The 14,915-nt window shown below is 70.9% G+C and carries 16 protein-coding genes; 1 reads left to right on the top strand and 15 read right to left on the bottom strand.

Going from position 1 to position 14,915, the window contains the following annotated elements; translation table 11 throughout:
- Positions 1-36: 36 nt before the first annotated feature.
- Complete coding sequence (pyrR, locus tag FDM97_RS12790; protein ID WP_137990534.1) at positions 37-600, bottom strand: bifunctional pyr operon transcriptional regulator/uracil phosphoribosyltransferase PyrR; 564 nt, start codon at positions 598-600, stop codon at positions 37-39.
- Positions 601-854: 254 nt separating this feature from the next.
- Here pyrR and bldD point away from each other — a divergent pair, with 254 nt between their 5' ends.
- The gene (gene bldD / locus FDM97_RS12785) at positions 855-1,355 is read left to right on the top strand and encodes a transcriptional regulator BldD (RefSeq protein WP_005319862.1); all 501 of its coding nucleotides are present in this window, start codon (positions 855-857) and stop codon (positions 1,353-1,355) included.
- A 187-nt stretch (positions 1,356-1,542) separates the two neighbouring features.
- Here the strand turns inward: bldD and nusB are convergent, their stop codons facing one another.
- The 14 genes from nusB to FDM97_RS12710 all read right to left on the bottom strand — a co-directional run bounded on the left by nusB (position 1,543) and on the right by FDM97_RS12710 (position 14,864).
- On the bottom strand, positions 1,543-1,974 hold the full coding sequence (gene nusB / locus FDM97_RS12780) for a transcription antitermination factor NusB (RefSeq protein ID WP_137990533.1): 432 nt from the start codon (positions 1,972-1,974) through the stop codon (positions 1,543-1,545).
- A gap of 2 nt (positions 1,975-1,976) precedes the next feature.
- The gene (gene efp, locus FDM97_RS12775) at positions 1,977-2,543 is read right to left on the bottom strand and encodes an elongation factor P (protein WP_137990532.1); all 567 of its coding nucleotides are present in this window, start codon (positions 2,541-2,543) and stop codon (positions 1,977-1,979) included.
- 49 nt (positions 2,544-2,592) lie between these two features.
- Positions 2,593-3,699, bottom strand: coding sequence for an aminopeptidase P family protein (locus FDM97_RS12770; RefSeq protein WP_137990531.1), 1,107 nt, complete (start codon positions 3,697-3,699; stop codon positions 2,593-2,595).
- A gap of 78 nt (positions 3,700-3,777) precedes the next feature.
- Positions 3,778-4,611, bottom strand: a complete 834-nt coding sequence (locus tag FDM97_RS12765; protein WP_137990530.1) for an AAA family ATPase — start codon at positions 4,609-4,611, stop codon at positions 3,778-3,780.
- 106 nt (positions 4,612-4,717) lie between these two features.
- Positions 4,718-5,164, bottom strand: a complete 447-nt coding sequence (gene aroQ / locus FDM97_RS12760) for a type II 3-dehydroquinate dehydratase (RefSeq protein ID WP_137990529.1) — start codon at positions 5,162-5,164, stop codon at positions 4,718-4,720.
- Positions 5,161-6,255 (bottom strand): 3-dehydroquinate synthase, encoded by a 1,095-nt coding sequence (aroB, locus tag FDM97_RS12755; RefSeq protein WP_137990528.1) that lies wholly within the window; start codon positions 6,253-6,255, stop codon positions 5,161-5,163. The genes aroQ and aroB overlap by 4 nt, the downstream gene beginning before the upstream one ends.
- Positions 6,252-6,737, bottom strand: coding sequence for a shikimate kinase (locus FDM97_RS12750; protein ID WP_137994788.1), 486 nt, complete (start codon positions 6,735-6,737; stop codon positions 6,252-6,254). The genes aroB and FDM97_RS12750 overlap by 4 nt, the downstream gene beginning before the upstream one ends.
- A 29-nt stretch (positions 6,738-6,766) precedes the next feature.
- Positions 6,767-7,951: a chorismate synthase gene (aroC, locus tag FDM97_RS12745; protein WP_137990527.1), complete on the bottom strand. Its 1,185-nt coding sequence runs from the start codon at positions 7,949-7,951 to the stop codon at positions 6,767-6,769.
- A 260-nt stretch (positions 7,952-8,211) separates the two neighbouring features.
- Positions 8,212-9,039, bottom strand: a complete 828-nt coding sequence (locus FDM97_RS12740) for a shikimate dehydrogenase (RefSeq protein WP_137990526.1) — start codon at positions 9,037-9,039, stop codon at positions 8,212-8,214.
- A complete protein-coding gene (gene mltG / locus FDM97_RS12735; protein ID WP_137990525.1) occupies positions 9,036-10,736 on the bottom strand; it encodes an endolytic transglycosylase MltG in 1,701 nt (566 codons plus the stop codon). The genes FDM97_RS12740 and mltG overlap by 4 nt, the downstream gene beginning before the upstream one ends.
- Positions 10,737-10,838: 102 nt before the next feature.
- Positions 10,839-11,303, bottom strand: a complete 465-nt coding sequence (ruvX, locus tag FDM97_RS12725; RefSeq protein ID WP_137994787.1) for a Holliday junction resolvase RuvX — start codon at positions 11,301-11,303, stop codon at positions 10,839-10,841.
- Positions 11,304-11,400: 97 nt separating this feature from the next.
- Entirely contained in the window at positions 11,401-14,085 is a 2,685-nt protein-coding gene (gene alaS / locus FDM97_RS12720) for an alanine--tRNA ligase (protein ID WP_137990524.1), read from the bottom strand.
- Positions 14,085-14,426 carry a DUF6167 family protein gene (locus tag FDM97_RS12715; protein ID WP_137990523.1) on the bottom strand — a complete coding sequence of 114 codons (342 nt, stop codon included), beginning with the start codon at positions 14,424-14,426 and terminating at the stop codon, positions 14,085-14,087. Before FDM97_RS12715 ends, alaS begins: the two co-directional genes overlap by 1 nt.
- Before the next feature lie 6 nt (positions 14,427-14,432).
- Positions 14,433-14,864: a DUF948 domain-containing protein gene (locus FDM97_RS12710; RefSeq protein WP_137990522.1), complete on the bottom strand. Its 432-nt coding sequence runs from the start codon at positions 14,862-14,864 to the stop codon at positions 14,433-14,435.
- Positions 14,865-14,915 lie beyond the last annotated feature (51 nt).

The raw sequence follows: 14,915 nt of genomic DNA, 5'->3' as shown, positions 1-14,915 counted from the left end.
CCTGGACCCGTCGGAAGTCCGGGCCCCGCCGGTCGGCTAGGCGGTGGGCTTGCTGCCGAGCAGGACGGTGTCGCGACCGTCCTCTTCGGCGAGCTGGACCTTGACCGTCTCCCGCAGCGACGTGGGGAGGTTCTTGCCGACGTAGTCGGCACGGATCGGAAGTTCGCGGTGACCGCGGTCGACGAGGACCGCGAGCTGGACGGCGCGGGGGCGGCCGATGTCGCCGAGCGCGTCGAGCGCGGCGCGGATGGTGCGGCCGGAGAAGAGCACGTCGTCGACGAGGACGACCAGGCGGCCGTCGACCCCGTCACCGGGAATCTCGGTGCGGCCGATGGCGCGGGCGGGCTTCATCCGCAGGTCGTCGCGGTACATGGTGATGTCGAGGGAGCCGACCGGGATGGTGCGTCCGGTGATCTCGGCGAGCTTGTCGGCCAGCCGGCGGGCGAGGAAGACGCCGCGCGTGGGAATGCCGAGGAGGACCACGTCGTCGGCGCCCTTGGCGCGCTCGACGATCTCGTGGGCGATGCGGGTCAGTACCCGCGCGATGTCGGGGCCCTCGAGAACAGGGCGTGCCGCATCGGTGTGCTGCTGTGCGTCCATATGAAACGGACCTCCTTCTCCGCCTCACGGGACGGACCTTAAAGGACGTCGGAATTGCGCCCTCGACTCTACCAGGGGCGGGCGACTCCCCAGCTCACCACCCTGTCGCCACTCCGGGCGCCGTCCCCCGGGAGGGGGCGGTATGGACCATTCGGCTTGACGGGGAAGAGTAACGCTGCGTAACCTCACAGTGAGTTACCAGCCAGGCGGCGGAGCCGCACGTTGTCTACAGCGTCCAGCGTCCGGGGAGCTATATGTCCAGCGAATACGCAAAGCAGCTCGGGGCCAAGCTCCGTGCCATCCGCACCCAGCAGGGCCTTTCCCTCCACGGTGTGGAAGAGAAGTCCCAGGGCCGCTGGAAGGCCGTCGTGGTCGGCTCGTACGAGCGTGGTGACCGCGCCGTGACGGTGCAGCGCCTCGCCGAGCTGGCGGACTTCTACGGCGTGCCGGTGCAGGAGCTCCTGCCGGGCACGACCCCGGGCGGAGCCGCCGAGCCGCCGCCGAAGCTCGTTCTCGACCTGGAGCGCCTCGCCCACGTCCCGCAGGAGAAGGCCGGCCCGCTGCAGCGCTACGCGGCGACGATCCAGTCGCAGCGCGGCGACTACAACGGCAAGGTGCTGTCGATCCGCCAGGACGACCTGCGCACGCTCGCCGTCATCTACGACCAGTCGCCTTCGGTGCTGACCGAGCAGCTGATCAGCTGGGGCGTTCTGGACGCGGACGCGCGCCGCGCGGTCGCCCACGAGGAGAGCTGACCGCCTCCGCGAAGGATTCAGCAGAAACGTTGCCGCCGGGGTGGCGGAAGGCCTGTGAGCCCTCCGCCACCCCGGCGGTTTCTTGTGCGTCCCGGTTCCCAGGCGCTCCAGGGGGCCTGGGAACGGCGAAGGGGCTCGCAGCACTGTGTGGTGCTGCGAGCCCCTTCGACTGCCGGGAGAGCGCCGCTCAGGCGTCCCGGCGAAGGCGCGGCTTCAGGTCCTTGAAGCGGGCCAGGAGGCCGTTGACGAACGTCGGGGACTCGTCCGTGGAGAACTCCTTGGCGAGCTGCACCGCCTCGTCGATCGCCACGGCGTCGGGCGTCTCGTCCAGCCAGATCAGTTCGTACGCGCCGAGGCGCACGATGTTCCGGTCGGCGACCGGCATCCGGTCGAGGTCCCAGTCCACCGCGTAGGTGGCGATGAGCTCGTCGATGCGGTTCGCGTAGTCCGCGTACCCCTCCACCAGCTGCATCGTGAACTCGTTGACCGGCGGCTGACGGTCGTCGGACCGTGCGTGCCGAACCCAGTCCGCGAGGACCTCCTGCACGGACGCGCCGCGCTGGTCGGCCTCGAAGAGGATCTGGAAGGCGCGCTTACGGGCCTTGCTCCGAGCAGCCACGGTTAGTCGTTCACCCGACCGAGGTAGTCGCTGGTGCGCGTGTCGACCTTGATCTTCTCACCGGTGGTGATGAAGAGCGGGACCTGGATCTCGTGGCCGGTCTCCAGCGTGGCGGGCTTGGTGCCACCGGTGGAGCGGTCGCCCTGGACACCCGGGTCGGTGTGCTGGATCGTCAGCGTGACGGCGGCCGGGAGCTCGACGTAGAGCACCTCGCCCTCGTGCTGCGCGACGGAGGCGGTGAAGCCCTCGATCAGGAAGTTGGCGGCGTTGCCGACGGCCTTGCGGTCGACGTGCAGCTGGTCGTAGGTCTCCATGTCCATGAAGACGAAGTAGTCGCCGTCCATGTAGGAGAACTGCATGTCGCGGCGGTCGATGGTGGCGGTGTCGACCTTCACGCCGGCGTTGAAGGTCTTGTCGACGACCTTGCCGGACAGCACGTTCTTGAGCTTGGTGCGCACGAAGGCCGGGCCCTTGCCGGGCTTGACGTGCTGGAACTCGACGACGGACCAGAGCTGGCCGCCTTCGAGCTTGAGCACCATGCCGTTCTTGAGGTCGTTCGTGGAAGCCACGGTTGCGGAATCTCCTGGACTGACGTGGGACCAGGGAGGCGTACGCGCCTCACAGCGCGAGCAGCTCCTTGGTCGTAATGGTGAGTAGCTCGGGTCCGCCGTCCGCCTCCTGGCGCACGACGAGCGTGTCATCGATCCGGACCCCGCCCCGGCCCGGGAGGTGGACCCCCGGTTCGACGGTGACCGGCACACAAGCGTCCAGTTTACCCATGGCCGAGGGTGCGAGCTGCGGGTCCTCGTCTATTTCCAGGCCCACGCCGTGCCCGGTGAGCGGCGGAACGGCCTCTCCGTGCCCTGCCGCGTCCAGGATGTGGCGTGCCGCGCGGTCCACGTCGCGGTACTCGGCGCCGGGTGCGAGCGACTCCCGGCCGGCCCGCTGAGCGGCGAAGACGAGGTCGTACAGCTCGATCTGCCAGTCCGCAGGGGTCGTACCGATGACGAAGGTACGGCCGATCTCGCAGCGGTAGCCGCGATAGTTGGCGCCGAGGCAGACGGAGAGGAAATCTCCCTCCTCGACCCGCCGATCGGAGGGCCGGTGGCCGCCGCGGCCCGAGTTCGGGCCGGTGGCCACGGAGGTCGGGAACGCCGCGCCGTCCGCGCCGTGGTCGACGAGCCGCCGCTCCAGCTCCAGGGCGAGGTGCCGTTCGGTCCGGCCGACCAGGATGGATTCGAGGAGCTCCCCCAGCGCCTGGTCGGCGATCTCGGCGGCGATCCGCAGACAGGCGATCTCGTCCTCGTCCTTGACGATCCTCAGCTGTTCGACGGCTCCGCCGAGATCGGCGAGCTGGAGCTGCGGTGCGACGGAGCCCATCGCCCGGTGGCGGGCCACGGTCAGATGGTGCTCCTCCACGGCGAGGGCGTCCGCTCCGGCCTTGCGGGCGAAGTCGACGGCCGCCACGGCCGGATCACCACCCGCCGCGGGCAGCACGGTCTGCCGGAGCAGCTCGTCGAGCCGCCCGTGGGCCGGATCACCTCCGGGCGCGGTGGGGCAGAGCAGGACGTCCTCCGTCGGGCCGAGCAGGAGTACGGCGCCGGGGGGCGAACCACCCGCGAGATAGCGGACGTTGGCGGGGCGGGAGACCAGGGCCGCCGGGCTGCCCGCTGCCGCGCACCGGTCGCGCAGCCGCACACGGCGGTCCGCATACACCTCTGACATGTTCCGAGCCTACGAGGGCTGGGCCGCCGTGGCCTGCTCAGCGCGGCCGACCGGGCCACCGGCGGCCGTTTCGCGCCATCACCAGGAGGGCGGGCTCGCCAGGGATCGGGCCAGGACCTCGTCGAGGACACGGGCGGTGGTCTCGACGTCGTACGTGGAGTTGTCGATGATCGGCAGCCCTGAGCCGTACCAGCCGGCCATCCGGCCGTGTATGGAGGCGACCTCCTCGTCCGAGAGGCGGCGGTTGCCGCTGCGCTCGGCGTTCCGCTCCAGGACGATCTCCAGGCCGGGCAGCAGGACCACCGGCAGCAGTCCGGGGCCGACGTGCCGCTTCCACCCGCCGAGGCCGACGACGGGGCGGTCGGGGAAGACGGCGTCGTCGAGGATGCAGGAGATTCCGTTGGCGAGGAAGTTGCGGGCCGCGAAGCCGCAGGTCCGGCGGGCGAGGCGGTACTGGGCCTCGGAGTGCTCGTTCCATCCCGACTGGGGGTCGGCGAAGCCGGAACACACCCACTCACGGACGTCGTCGAGGCTGATGTGCGCGGTGGGCACGCGGCGGCGCTTGGCCCAGTGCCGGGCGACGGTCGTCTTGCCGGCGCCCGCGGGGCCGATGAGCAGGACCGCCAGGGTCGCCGTGCCGGTGCCCGGCTCGGCGGGCGGCGGTACGGGCATGGCCATGGGCGGCAGCTGGACGTGCCCGGTGGTGTCGCGCGGCGGCGGGGCGGGCTGTCCGGGGTGCGGGGGTATGCCTCCGGCGACCCAGCCGGGGGCGGGCGGCGCGGAGTGCGGGGCGGCGGGAAGGGGGGCCGACGGGGGCGGGGGTACGGGGTGCGGGTGCTGTGCCTGGTGTCCGCCCTGCCCCCATCCCGCGTTGTCGGGCGGTGGCATCGGCGCCCCCACTGCGTGCTGCATCCGGTGCCACTCCGTCTCGTACGGCCGATACTCCAGGGAACGTTACCGCCCCCGGCTCCCACAGGGGGAACGGCCGGGGGCGGTCCGGAGTGCCCACTGGCCGGTGTCAGCCGGTCAGTTCCTCGGCCAGCGCCCGCAGGGCGAGTCGGTAGGAGCCGATGCCGAAGCCGGCGACGGTCCCGGTCGCCACGGCGGCGACGACCGAGGTGTGCCGGAATTCCTCGCGGGTGTACGGGTTCGAGATGTGCACCTCGATCAGCGGCGCGGTCCGCTGGGCGGCCGCGTCGCGCATCCCGTACGAGTAGTGCGTGAACGCCCCCGGGTTGAGAACGACGGGAATCGAACCGTCGGCCGCCTCGTGCAGCCAGCGGATCATCTCGCCCTCGTCGTTGGTCTCCCTGACCTCCACGTCGAAGCCGAGCTCCTCGCCCAGCGTCCGGCAGGACTCCACCAGGCCCTTGTACGACGTGGCGCCGTAGATGTCGGGCTCGCGGGAGCCGAGCCGGCCGAGGTTGGGGCCGTTGAGCACGAGGACGCGGCGGAGGTCGCTCACGCGGACACCTCGCCGTAGGCCGCGACGAGCACCGCCGGGTCGGGGCCTTCGAGGACGGTCGGCTTGCCGAGCCCGTCGAGGACGATGAAGCGCAGCAGGTCGCCGCGGGACTTCTTGTCCACCTTCATGGTCTCCAGGAGCTTGGGCCACTGGTCGCCGCGGTAGGTGAGCGGAAGGCCGACGGCCTCCAGGATCGTGCGGTGCCGGTCGGCGGTGGCGTCGTCGAGCCGCCCGGCCAGCCGGCCGAGCTCGGCGGCGAAGACCATGCCGACGGAGACGGCCGCGCCGTGGCGCCACTTGTACCGCTCGTTCTTCTCGATCGCGTGGGCGAGGGTGTGACCGTAGTTGAGGATCTCGCGACGGCCCGACTCCTTGAGGTCGCCGGAGACGACCTCGGCCTTGACCTTGATCGAGCGGACGAGCAGTTCGGCGGTGTGCGGGCCGGCCGGGGTACGGGCGGCCTGCGGGTCCTCCTCGATGAGGTCGAGGATCACCGGGTCGACGATGAAGCCGGCCTTGATGATCTCCGCCAGACCGCTGACGTAGTCGTGCACCGGCAGCGAGTCCAGCGCGGCCAGGTCGCAGAGCACGCCGGCGGGCGGGTGGAAGGCGCCGACGAGGTTCTTGCCCTCGGCGGTGTTGATGCCGGTCTTGCCGCCGACGGCCGCGTCGACCATGGCGAGGACCGTCGTCGGTACGGCGATCCAGCGCACGCCCCGCAGCCAGGTCGCGGCGACGAAGCCGGCCAGGTCGGTGGTCGCGCCGCCGCCCACGCCGACGATGACGTCGGTACGGGTGAAGCCGGTCTGGCCGAGCGCCTTCCAGCAGTACGCGGCGACCTCGACGGTCTTGGCCTCCTCGGCGTTCGGCACCTGGATGGCGACGGCCTCGTAGCCCTGGTCGGCGAGGTCGGCGCGCAGGGCCTCGCCGGTCTCGGCGAGCGCCTCCGGGTGGATCACCGCCACCCGCTTGGCCTTCTCGCCGATCAGGGCGGGCAGCTCACCGAGCAGCTGCCGTCCGACCAGCACCTCGTACGGATCCGTGCCCGCCGAACCGCCGACCTGGATTCGGGTCACTTCCTGGTCCGTCATACGTCCTTCTTCAGCTCCAGAGCGTCGAGGACCGCGTCCGCGACCTCTTCGGGGGTGCGGTCGTCGGTGGCGACGACGACCCGTGCGACTTCGGTGTAGAGGTGGCGGCGCGCCTCCATCAGTTCGCGCCACTGGCGGCGCGGGTTGACGGCGAGCAGCGGTCGCGCGGTGTTGAGACCGACGCGGCGGACGGCCTCCTCGACATCCATCGAGAGATAGGCGACGGGCAGCCCGCTGAGCAGTTCGCGGGTGCCGGCGTCGAGGATCGCGCCGCCGCCGAGCGAGAGGACGCCCTCGTGTTCGGCGACCGCGGTCCGTACGGCTTCCCGTTCCAGGACGCGGAAGTGCTCCTCGCCGTCCTCGATGAAGATGTCCGCGATCTCACGGCCCTGGGCGGCGACGATGTCGGCGTCGGTGTCCCGGTAGGGCGCGCCCAGGCGCTCGGCCAGGAGCGCGCCCACCGTGGACTTGCCGGAGCCCATCGGCCCGACCAGGACGACTCGGGGTCCGGTCACCGGATCTGGAGGTTGTCGAGGTACGACTGCACGTTGCGGCGGGTCTCCGGGACGCTGTCGCCGCCGAACTTCTCGACGACGGCGTCCGCGAGGACGAGCGCGACCATGGCCTCGGCGACGATGCCGGCGGCGGGGACGGCGCAGACGTCGGAGCGCTGGTGGTGGGCCTGGGCGGCCTCGCCCGTGGCGACGTCGACGGTGGCGAGCGCGCGCGGGACGGTGGCGATGGGCTTCATCGCGGCGCGGACGCGGAGCAGTTCACCGGTGGTCAGGCCGCCCTCGGTGCCGCCGGAGCGGCCGGAGGTGCGCTTGATGCCGTCCTCGGTGTTCACGATCTCGTCGTGGGCCTGCGAGCCGGGCACGCGGGCCAGCTCGAAGCCGTCGCCGACCTCGACGCCCTTGATGGCCTGGATGCCCATGAGCGCGGCGGCGAGGCGGGCGTCGAGGCGACGGTCCCAGTGGACGTGCGAGCCGAGCCCGACGGGCACGCCGTACGCCAGTACCTCGACGACGCCACCGAGGGTGTCGCCGTCCTTGTGGGCCTGGTCGATCTCGGCGACCATCGCCTTCGAGGCGTCGGCGTCGAGGCAGCGGACCGGGTCGGCGTCGAGCTTCTCGACGTCGGCGGGGGTCGGGTAGACGCCGTAGGGGGCCTTGGCGGCGGCGAGCTCGATCACGTGCGAGACGATCTCGATGCCCGCGGCCTCCTTGAGGAAGGACCGGGCGACGGCACCGAGGGCGACGCGGGCGGCGGTCTCGCGTGCGGAGGCGCGCTCCAGGATCGGCCGGGCCTCGTCGAAGCCGTACTTCTGCATGCCGGCGAGGTCGGCGTGGCCGGGGCGGGGCCGGGTCAGGGGCGCGTTGCGGCCCGTCTCCTTGAGCTCGGCGGGGTCGACCGGGTCGGCCGACATGACCTTCTCCCACTTGGGCCACTCGGTGTTGCCGACCATCACGGCGATCGGGGAGCCGAGGGAGAGTCCGTGCCGGACACCACCCAGGAAGGTGACCTCGTCCTGCTCGAACTTCATCCGGGCGCCACGCCCATAGCCGAGGCGCCGCCGCGCGAGGTGGTCCGCCACCAGCTCAGTGGTGACCGGGACGCCGGCGGGAAGGCCCTCCAGCGTCGCGACCAGCGCGGGTCCGTGGGATTCCCCAGCGGTCAGCCAACGCAACCTGCTCAACGATGCTCCTCATGCTCGCGCCTGGAACTGCTGCGGCGCGACCGGGTGCGCGGCCCTGGCCCGCCGTACCCGATCCTCCCACGTCCGGGGAGCACGACCGGCCCCTGGTCCAGCTATCGGACGCCCGTCTCACCGGAAGGAGCGCTTTCCAGCCCTCCGCCGGGCCGCGTGACGGCGCCTGAGCGAGGAGGCCGCGAGGACGAGGAACGTCCACTTCACCCGGTCGGGCAGGTAGTGACCGATTCTCGCCGGTCGGGAGCCTACCGGGAGGCCAGGGCCCGCTCTCCCGCCGCCCGCATCGCCGCGAGCGGCGCCGGGGCGCGGCCCGTCATCTGTTCGACCTGGAGCACGGCCTGGTGGACGAGGAGGTCCAGGCCGCCGAGGACCGTACCTCCGTGGTCGGACCAGGCCGCGGCGAGTCGGGTCGGCCAGGGGTGGTAGAGGACGTCGAAGAGGGTGCCGGGGGCAACGGGGACGGCCGGGGCCAGGTCGTCCGTCGTGCCGGCGGGGGTGGTCGCGATCACGAGCGGGGACGCGAACGCCTCGGCCGCGCTCCCCCAGTCCGCGGTACGGACGTCCACCCCGAGCCGCTCGCCCCAGCCGCGCATCTCCTCGGCCCGGGCCTCGCTCCGTACGTACGCGGTGACGGGGCCGGAGCAGATCCGCGCGAGCGCGGCGAGCGCGGAGGAGGCGGTGGCGCCGGCGCCGAGGACGGCGGCGGACTCCACCTTCTCGACGCCTCGTTCACGCAGGGCCGCGACCATGCCGGGGATGTCCGTGTTGTCGCCGACGCGGCGGCCGTCCTCGGTGAGGACGACGGTGTTCACGGCCTCCACCGAGGCGGCCGTGTCGCTGATCTCGTCGAGCAGCGGGATGATCGCCCGCTTCAGCGGCATGGTCAGCGACAGACCGGCCCAGGAGTCGTCGAGCCCGGCGACGAAGCCGGGCAGCCCGGCCTCGTCCACCTCGAAGCGGTCGTACGACCAGCCCTCCAGGCCGAGCGCGGCGTAGGCCGCCCGGTGCAGGACCGGGGAGAGCGAGTGGGCGATGGGCGAGCCGAGGACGGCCGCCCGGTGGTGCGTACTCACTGGCCCGAACTCTCCCGCTGCTTCTCGTACTCCGCCACGTTCTTGTTGTGCTCTTCGTTGGTGACGGAGAAGACGGTCTTGTTCTCGTTGATCGACACGAAGTAGTACCAGGGTCCGGGCGTCGGGTTCATCGCCGACTTGAGCGCCTCGGCGCCCGGGTTGCTGATCGGACCGGGGATGAGGCCCTTGATGTCGTAGGTGTTGTACGGATCCTTGATCTTCCGCAGATCCTCGACCGTGCCGACGTCGAGCGTGCTCTGGCCCTTGATGTAGTTGATCGTCGAGTCGAACTCCAGGCGACCCACGGTCTCCAGGTTGTTCGGCTTGAGCCGGTTGTAGACGACGCGCGAGACCTTGTCGAAGTCGTGCTTGTACTTGCCTTCGACCTGCACGAGGCTCGCGACGGTGACCAGCTCCCACGGTCCGCTGAGCCCGAGCTCCTTCGCCTTCGACTCCAGTTCGAGCTTCCCGTACTCCTGGTTCGCACGCGAAACCATCTTGCGCAGCACGTCCTCGGGCTTCTGACCCCTGGCCACCGGGTAGCTCGCCGGGAAGAGGAAGCCCTCCAGCGGGTCCTTCACGTCGGCGTGGTTCTTCGCCCAGTCCGGTAGGCCGAGATCGTTCGCCTTCGCCTTCGCGATGCCCTGCGTCGTACCGGCCTTGAGTTCGAGCTTCTTGTCGATCTCCTCGTAGACCCAGACGTTTCGTTTGCCCTCGGGGATCACGAAGTTCGCCTGGCTCGCCGGGTTGAGCATCAGCGCGACAGCGCTCTCCGCCGACATCTCCTTCTTCAGCGTGTAGACGCCGGCCTGGATCAGCGTGCCCTTGGGGTTCTTCTGCTGTGCGGAGACGAAGGCATCGACGCTCTTGACGACGCCGGCCTTCTTCAGGATGTTGCCGATGTCGTAGCCGAGAGCTCCCCTGGGGATCTCGACCTGCACCGAGCCGCTGCCTTCGCCCGCGTAGTCCGGCGCGGCGCCGAACTGGCCCTGCCAGAACTGGTAGCCGAAGTAGCCGACGCCGCCGACACCGCCCGCGAGGACGAGGGCGACGACCAGACAGGCGCAGCCGTTCTTGCTCTTCTTCTTGCCTTTGCCCTTGCCCCGGCGCTCGCGGCCGCCCGTGCGCGAGCGGCTCTCCGCCGGGTCGTCGTCGTACTCGTCGTCCCGGTCGTCGTCCTCACCGGTGAAGAAGGGGTGCTTCTCCTCCTCCGGTGCCTCCGCGTCCCAGTCGGTCGCGGGCTCGGGCACACGCGGGGCCTGCCGCCGGCCCGGGGGCTGCGGCGGCGGGTACGCCTCGGGGGTGCCGTAGAGGTCCGGGTTCTGGCCACCGTACGGATCCGCGGGAGTCGTGCCGTACGGCATGGCCGCCTGGCCCGTCTCCCAGCTCGCGTCGTACTGCTGTGCGGGGTACCCGGGCGTGTCGTAGCCCTGCCCGGGGTGCCCCTGCTGCCCGCCGTACTGCTGGGGGTGCTGAGGGTGCTGAGGCTGTTGCGGATTCTGCGGATACGGCTGCTGGTACTGCGGGTCGTACCCCTGACCGCCCTGACCGTAGACGTCCTGGCCGTACGGGTCCTGCTGACCGTACTGCTGCGCCTGCTGCGGGTACTGCTGCTGGCCTCCCCATCCCTGGTCCCCGTACAACGGGTCCGCGGGATGCCACGGTTCGGAGCCAGAGCCCCGGCCATACTCAGTCATCGATCCCCAAAACAGCCGCGAGGCTTCCGGACGATCCGCCTCTACGTTGTGCGGCAGCTGTTCGAACACCGCCGCATCGCGCGGAACGTTACCGTATCGCGATCAGATGACCACTTCGACGCCCTCGCCGGGCGGATTACCTGATACCCGTTCGGACTCAAGAGCGTTCTGAAGGATGATCACCGCGGCGGCCTGATCGATGACGGACCGCCCCTTCTTCGCCTTCACCCCCGAGGCCCGCAGCCCCTGCGTGGCCGTCACCGTCGTCATCCGCTCGTCGACCAGGCGGACCGGCACCGGGGCGATGCCCTTCGCCAGCTCCTGGGCGAAGCGCCGGACCTTGGCCGCGGCCGGGCCCTCGCCCCCGGAGAGGGAGCGAGGGAGGCCGACCACGACCTCGATCGGTTCGTACTCCTCGACGATCTGCCTCAACCGCCGGTGGGCGGCCGGGACGTCACGTCCCGGCACGGTCTCCACCGGCGTGGCGAGGACCCCGTCGGGGTCGCACGAGGCGACCCCGATCCGGGCGTCCCCGACGTCGATCGCGAGACGACGACCGCGGCGCATCGTCACGCCCCTCCCCCATTGTTCGCTTCTCCGCCCGAGCGGCGCACCAGTGCGGGCATCGTCGTCGACCGCGACCCGGTGGCCGCACGGACGTCGCTCACGAGGTCTCCACCACGGCACGCTCGACAGCCTCGATGGCCTCGCCGATCGCCTCGGGGTTCTGGCCGCCGCCCTGGGCGACGTCCGGCTTGCCGCCACCGCCGCCGCCGAGGGTCTTCGCGGCGGTACGGACCAGCTCGCCGGCCTTGAGACCGCGCTCGCGGGCGGCCTCGTTGGTGGCGATGACCGTCAGCGGGCGGCCGTTGGCGGTGGTGAACAGGGCCACGACGGCCGGGCGGTCGCCCGCCCCGGAAAGATTGTCCAGCCGGCCGCGGACGTCGAGGACCAGCTTGCGCAGGTCGTCGGCGGACGTGCCGTCCGGAACCTGGCCGGTGACGAGCGCGACGCCGCGGATGTCCTTGGCGCCCTCGACGAGACCGGCGGCGGCCTGCAGGACCTTCTCGGCGCGGAACTTCTCGATCTCCTTCTCGGCGTCCTTCAGCTTGCCGAGCATGGAGGAGATCTTCTCCGGAAGCTCCTCGGGACGTCCCTTGACCAGCTCCTGGAGCTGGGCGACGACCGTGTGCTCACGGGCGAGGAAGTTGTACGCGTCGACACCGACGAGGGCCTCGACACGGCGCACGCCACTGCCGATGGACGACTCGCCGAGCAGCTTCACCAGGCCCAGCTGGGCGGTGTTGTGGACGTGCGTACCGCCGCACAGCTCCTTGGAGAAGTCGCCGATGGTGACGACGCGGACCTTCTCGCCGTACTTCTCGCCGAACTCGGCGATGGCACCCTGGCGCTTGGCCTCGTCGATCGGCATGACCTCGGCGTGCACGTCGAGCTCGCGGGCGAGGACCTCGTTGATCTTCTGCTCGACGTCCGTCAGGACCGCGCCGGGCACGGCGTTGGGCGAGCCGAAGTCGAAGCGGAAGCGGCCGGGCGAGTTCTCCGAGCCGGCCTGGGCGGCCGTCGGGCCGAGCGCGTCGCGCAGCGCCTGGTGCGTGAGGTGCGTGGCCGAGTGGGCGCGGGCGATGGCCCGGCGGCGGCGGACGTCGATGGCGGCGTAGGCGGTGGAGCCGATGGTCACCTCGCCGACCTGGACGGAGCCCTTGTGCACGGAGACGCCGGGGACCGGCTGCTGCACGTCGCGGACCTCGATGACGGCGCCGCTGTGCAGGCGGATGCGGCCCTGGTCGGCGAGCTGGCCGCCGCCCTCGGCGTAGAACGGGGTGCGGTCGAGGACGACCTCGACCTCGTCGCCCTCGGAGGCGGCCGGCGAGGGGACACCGTTGACCAGCAGGCCGACGACGGTGGTCTCGCCCTCGGTGTTGGTGTAGCCGGTGAACTCGGTGGCGCCGTTGCCGTCCGCGATCTCGCGGTAGGCGGCGACGTCGGCGTGGCCGGTCTTCTTGGCCTTGGCGTCGGCCTTGGCCTTGTCCCGCTGCTCCTGCATCAGGCGGCGGAAGCCGGCCTCGTCGACGGAGAGACCCTGCTCGGCGGCGATCTCCAGGGTCAGGTCGATCGGGAAGCCCCAGGTGTCGTGGAGCAGGAACGCCTTGTCGCCGGGCAGGACGGTGCTGCCGGCGGCCTTGGTCTCGTTGACGGCGCCGTCGAGCACGTTCGAGCCGGCGTTGAGCGTCTTGAGGAAGCGGGCCTCCTCGGCCAGCGCGACGGTCTCGATCCGCTTGCGGTCGGTGACGAGCTCCGGGTACTGCTCGCCCATGGTGTTGATGACCACGTCGACCAGGTCCTGGACGACCGGGCCCGTGGCGCCCAGCAGGCGCATGTTGCGGATGGCGCGGCGCATGATGCGGCGCAGCACGTAGCCGCGGCCCTCGTTGCCCGGGGTGACGCCGTCGCCGATGAGCATCACGGACGTACGCATGTGGTCGGCGACCACGCGCAGCGAGACGTCGCTCTCGTGGGCCTTGCCGTAGGCGACGCCGGTGAGTTCGGTGGCCTTGTCGATGACGACCTGGAGGGTGTCGGTCTCGTACATGTTCTGTACGCCCTGCAGGATCATCGCGAGGCGCTCGAGGCCGAGGCCGGTGTCGATGTTCTTGGACGGCAGCTCGCCGAGGATCGGGAAGTCCTCCTTGCCGGTGCCCTCGCCGCGCTCGTACTGCATGAAGACCAGGTTCCAGATCTCCACGTACCGCTCGTCGTTGACGGCCGGGCCGCCCTCGACGCCGAACTCGGGGCCGCGGTCGTAGTTGATCTCGGAGCACGGACCGCAGGGGCCGGGGACGCCCATCGACCAGTAGTTGTCCTTCTTGCCGAGGCGCTGGATGCGCTCGGCGGGGACGCCGACGACGTCGCGCCAGATCTGCTCGGCCTCGTCGTCCTCCTGGTAGACAGTGATCCAGAGCTTCTCCGGCTCCAGCCCGTAGCCGCCGTGCTCCACCGCGGTGGTCAGCAGCTCCCAGGCGAGCTTGATGGCGCCTTCCTTGAAGTAGTCGCCGAAGGAGAAGTTGCCGCACATCTGGAAGAACGTGCCGTGACGGGTGGTCTTGCCGACCTCCTCGATGTCCGGCGTGCGCACGCACTTCTGCACGCTGGAGGCGCGCGAGAACGGCGGCTTCACCTCGCCGAGGAAGTACGGCTTGAAGGGAACCATGCCGGCGGGGACCAGAAGCAGAGTCGGGTCGTCCGCGATGAGCGACGCCGAAGGCACGACGGTGTGCCCGCGCTCCTCGAAGAAGCTCAGCCAGCGGCGGCGGATTTCAGCCGACTCCATCAGTGGTCCTCATTCCGGTTGTACGAATACGTGGTCGTGGTGGTGTTCGGGGTGGGGGCGAGCGCGGACCTGCGGCGCGGCCCCGGGAGCTCTCGGTTCACGGGAGCGTCGACCGGTGCCTCCAGGCCGAGCGCCTCGCCCAGTTCGGCCTCCCGCTGGACCATGCCGGCCCTCACGTCGAGGGCGAAGTCCTTCAGGCGGTGGCCGGTCTCGATCGCCTTGTTCGCCGCCTGCGCGGCGAGGCTCTCCGGGGTCAGCTGCTTCAGCTTCCGGTTGACCTTGGTGGTGGCCCACACGCCGGCTGCGGCGCCTGCGGTGAACCAGAACGTGCGGCGGAACATCGCGGCTCAGCCCTTCTGCTTCCGGCGCCTCGCGGCCGGCACGGTACGACCGACGACGACGGTACGGCGCGCGGGCGCCGGCGGCGCGTCCTCACGGCTGCGGCCGAGCGCCCTGCGCACCCCGTAGCCGAAGGCCGCGACCTTGACGAGCGGGCCGCCGAAGGTGGAGGCGACGGTGGTGGAGAGCGCCGAGGCGTTGGAGGTGACCTCCTGGACGTCCGAGGCGATCGCGTCGACCCGGTCGAGCTGGGTCTGTGCCGACCGCACGGTGGCGGAGGCGTCGCTGAGCAGCGGGACGGCCTGCTCGGTCACGTCCGCCACCAGCTTGGTGGTCGCCTTGAGCGTCTGCGCCAGCCTCACCAGAACCACGGCGAGGAAGGAGACCAGAATCGCCCAGAACACGGCCACCAGAATCCCGGCAACCTCTCCACCGGTCACTCCGCACCGCTCTCTGCTGTCGTTGGGCCCTTGCCAAAAGTCGTCCTCCGA

It is taken from the genome of Streptomyces vilmorinianum (genome assembly GCF_005517195.1).
In the GTDB taxonomy this organism is placed as follows: Bacteria; Actinomycetota; Actinomycetes; order Streptomycetales; family Streptomycetaceae; genus Streptomyces; species Streptomyces vilmorinianum.
This window is presented reverse-complemented; position numbering and strand designations above follow the sequence as displayed.

Excerpts from the sequence above, each read along its gene's own strand:
- pyrR (WP_137990534.1), bottom strand. The coding sequence starts at position 600 with ATGGACGCACAGCAGCACACCGATGCGGCACGCCCTGTTCTCGAGGGC.
- bldD (WP_005319862.1), top strand. The coding sequence starts at position 855 with ATGTCCAGCGAATACGCAAAGCAGCTCGGGGCCAAGCTCCGTGCCATC.
- FDM97_RS12770 (WP_137990531.1), bottom strand. The coding sequence starts at position 3,699 with ATGTCAGAGGTGTATGCGGACCGCCGTGTGCGGCTGCGCGACCGGTGC.
- FDM97_RS12765 (WP_137990530.1), bottom strand. The coding sequence starts at position 4,611 with ATGCAGCACGCAGTGGGGGCGCCGATGCCACCGCCCGACAACGCGGGA.
- aroB (WP_137990528.1), bottom strand. The coding sequence starts at position 6,255 with ATGACGGACCAGGAAGTGACCCGAATCCAGGTCGGCGGTTCGGCGGGC.
- FDM97_RS12750 (WP_137994788.1), bottom strand. The coding sequence starts at position 6,737 with ATGGGCTCCGGCAAGTCCACGGTGGGCGCGCTCCTGGCCGAGCGCCTG.
- mltG (WP_137990525.1), bottom strand. The coding sequence starts at position 10,736 with ATGACTGAGTATGGCCGGGGCTCTGGCTCCGAACCGTGGCATCCCGCG.
- ruvX (WP_137994787.1), bottom strand. The coding sequence starts at position 11,303 with ATGCGCCGCGGTCGTCGTCTCGCGATCGACGTCGGGGACGCCCGGATC.
- alaS (WP_137990524.1), bottom strand. The coding sequence starts at position 14,085 with ATGGAGTCGGCTGAAATCCGCCGCCGCTGGCTGAGCTTCTTCGAGGAG.
- FDM97_RS12715 (WP_137990523.1), bottom strand. The coding sequence starts at position 14,426 with ATGTTCCGCCGCACGTTCTGGTTCACCGCAGGCGCCGCAGCCGGCGTG.